Annotated in this window: 3 protein-coding genes; all 3 read left to right on the top strand. The window is 65.2% G+C overall.

The window, feature by feature from the left end:
* A partial coding sequence (locus AC1DU6_RS24740) for an ROK family protein (RefSeq protein ID WP_477860307.1) occupies positions 1-390 on the top strand: 390 nt, incomplete at its 5' end.
* Between the two features lie 157 nt (positions 391-547).
* Entirely contained in the window at positions 548-1,864 is a 1,317-nt protein-coding gene (gene xylA / locus AC1DU6_RS24735; protein ID WP_477860309.1) for a xylose isomerase, read from the top strand.
* A gap of 175 nt (positions 1,865-2,039) precedes the next feature.
* A partial coding sequence (locus tag AC1DU6_RS24730) for a TonB-dependent receptor plug domain-containing protein (protein ID WP_477860306.1) occupies positions 2,040-3,207 on the top strand: 1,168 nt, incomplete at its 3' end.

The following is a 3,207-nucleotide window of genomic DNA, read 5'->3' as shown; positions in this document are numbered from 1 at the left end:
GTCCAGCGCGGCAGCGCCGGCACCGCCGTTCGACGCTCGCTCGGCGAGGTGCGCGAACACCTTGCCTCAAAGGATCGCGAAACACTGAAAGCGGTCACCTCCGCTGGCCACCATCTGGGCATGCTGCTGCTGAATCTGGCGACCGCCTATGACCCGGGCTGCATCGTCCTTGGCGGCTCCGTCACCGAACTGGGCGCGCCATTCCTGCAACCGGCGCTGGATGTACTGGACGCTCACACCACTTTCGGCAGTTCCGCCAGTCCGACGGTCCGCACCTCCCGGTTTGGCCTGAATGCCGTTGCCATTGGCGCGGCTGCACTGGTTCGCTACCGCCTGACGCACCCCGCCCTGCCTTCGGCAAACGGCGGCAGTGCCGTCACGGTCTCTTAGAAGGTCACTGATGTATCTCGGTATCGATCTCAGCCGCACCCAATCACCGTGACTGCCCTCTTCTCTCCCGACCCCGAACGCCATGCCCGCCTGGCCCCCCGCCTGGCGCGTTTCCGTGACCTCTACCGCCGCCTGCGCGGTGCCTGACCCCCGAGTTATGACGAGCTATTTCCACGCCATCGCCCCCATCCGCTTCGAGGGCGCCGACAGCCAGAATGACCTGGCCTTCAAGCACTACGACAAGGACCGCATCGTCCTGGGCCAGCGCATGGAGGACCACCTGCGCTTTGCCGTGTGCTACTGGCACAACTTCGTCTGGACCGGCCTGGACCCGTTCGGCGGCGCCACCTTCGAGCGCCCCTGGTTCCAGGGCGGCAGCCCGATGGAGCTGGCCAAGCTCAAGGCCGACGCGGCCTTCGAGTTCTTTGCCAAGCTCGGCGCGCCCTACTACTGCTTCCATGACCGCGACGTCGCCCCGGAAGGCGCCACGCCGCGCGAGAGCCACGAGAACTTCCTGCGCATGGTCGACGTGCTCGGCGAGAAGCAGCAGGCCACGGGCTTGAAGCTCTTGTGGGGCACGGCCAACCTGTTCAGCCACCGCCGCTTCATGAGCGGYGCGGCCAGCAACCCCAACCCCGAGCTGTTCGCCATGGCCGCGCTGCAGGTGCGCGACGCGATGGACGCGACGCTGAAGCTCGGCGGCGAGAACTACGTGCTGTGGGGCGGCCGCGAGGGCTAYGAGACGCTSYTGAACACGCGCCTGGGCCAGGAGCTGGACCAGCTCGGCCGCTTCCTGAACATGGTGGTTGAGTACAAGCACAAGATCGGCTTCAAGGGCGCCATCCTCATCGAGCCCAAGCCGCGYGAGCCGTCCAAGCACCAGTACGACTTCGATACCGCSACCGTGTACGGCTTCCTGGTGCGCTACGGCCTGGAGAAGGAAGTSAAGGTCAACATCGAGGCCAACCACGCCACGCTGTCGGGCCACAGCTTCGAGCAYGAGATCGCCACGGCAGGCGCCTTGGGCATCCTGGGCAGCCTGGACATGAACCGSGGTGAYCCGCAGCTGGGCTGGGACACCGACCAGTTCCCCAACAACGTGCCGGAGACGGCSRTSGCGCTGTACCACGTCATCCAGGCCGGWGGSCTGGGCTCGGGCGGGYTGAACTTCGACGCCAAGGTGCGCCGCCAGTCCATCGACGCCGAGGACCTGTTCCACGGCCACATCGGCGGCATGGACGTGTGCGCSCAGGCGCTGCTGATCGCCGAGAAGATGGTCAACGACGGSCGCCTGAARGCCGCCGTGGACAGCCGCTACGCCGGCTGGGACGCRCCYGCCGGGCAGGACATCCTCAACGGCCGGCGTTCGCTGACCGAACTCGCCGACCAGGTGCTCGCCGCCAACACCGACGTGGCGCCCGTGTCMGGCCGCCAGGAAGTCTTCGAGAAYCTSGTCAACCGCTTYTGCGGCTGACCGCCGATCACCGATTCACCCCCGCCCAACACACCCGAGCCGACACGCTGCCCATGACGAACACCCTCGCTCAAAAGCCTTGCGCCTGTCGACCTGGGCGATGTTGATTTCCTTGCTTCCCCGAACCAGCAGTACGACACGGGCCTAGAGCCCTACGACAACGAGAGGAGACAAAGTGACACATCACCATCCCCGCCGAACCGCTGTATCCCTTGCCGCCGCCCAGGCCGCCCTGCTCTGCAGCGGCATGGCGATGGCGCAGACCGCGCCGGCCCCCSCCGCCGCCGCCGCATCCGCACCCACCACCAACCTGGAAACCGTCGTCGTCAGCGGCCGCCGAGCGGCGCTCGAATCGGCACAGAAGATCAAACAGAATTCCGACGAGATCGTCGATTCGATCGTGGCCGACGACATCGGCAAGCTGCCCGACCGTTCCGTCACCGAAGTGCTGCAGCGCATCGTCGGCGTGACGATCGAGCGCACCATGGCTCGCAACGACCCCGAGCACTACTCGGTGGAAGGTTCCGGCGTCAATATCCGCGGCCTGTCCTATGTGCGTTCCGAAATGAACGGCCGGGACACTTTTTCTGCCAACGGTGGCCGCGCACTGAACTTCGAAGATGTGCCGCCCGAGCTGATGGCCGGCATCGACGTGTACAAGAACCCGTCGGCCGAACAGATCGAGGGCGCTGTCGGCGGCCTCGTCAACCTGCGCACGGCGCTGCCTTTCGACTACCAGGGCTTCAAGGGCTCGGTCACGGTGCAGGAGGCCTACAACAAGCTCAACGGCAAGAAGAAGCCGTCTGCCAGCGGCCTGCTGGTCAACAGCTGGAATACCGACATTGGCCGCATCGGCGTCTTGCTGAACGCTGCGAGTTCCAAGAGTGCCACGCGCTCCGACTTCTTCCAGGTCGAGCCCTACTACCCCCGTACCGACGCAGTAGTCGGCCAGCCCGCCGGCTCCTACCTGTGGGTGCCCAAGGGCGCGCAATGGCGCACCCTGGAATTCGAGCGCAAGCGCGACGGCCTGTACGGCGCCCTGCAGTGGAAGAAGGACAACATCGATAGCTCGCTGACCTACTTCCGCTCCAAGTACCGCATGCAGTGGGACGAACAGGCGATCTTTGCAGGCACTGAGCCTTACAAGATCAGCGTCACGAATGGCAAGTTCAATGACCAGGGTGCGATGGTCTCCGGCACGTTGACCAACAACGACGGGTCGCTGCTGAACTTCAACGACGACACCCGCACGGCCACCCGCAACTCCAAGACAGAGGACTTTGCCTGGCGTTTGAACTGGAAGGCGAATGACCGCTGGAGCTTCACGTCTGACCTGCAGTACG

Source organism: Roseateles sp. P5_B10 (assembly GCF_056400485.1).
Note: the sequence above shows the minus strand (reverse complement) of the source record. Positions and strands in the feature narration are given on the sequence as shown.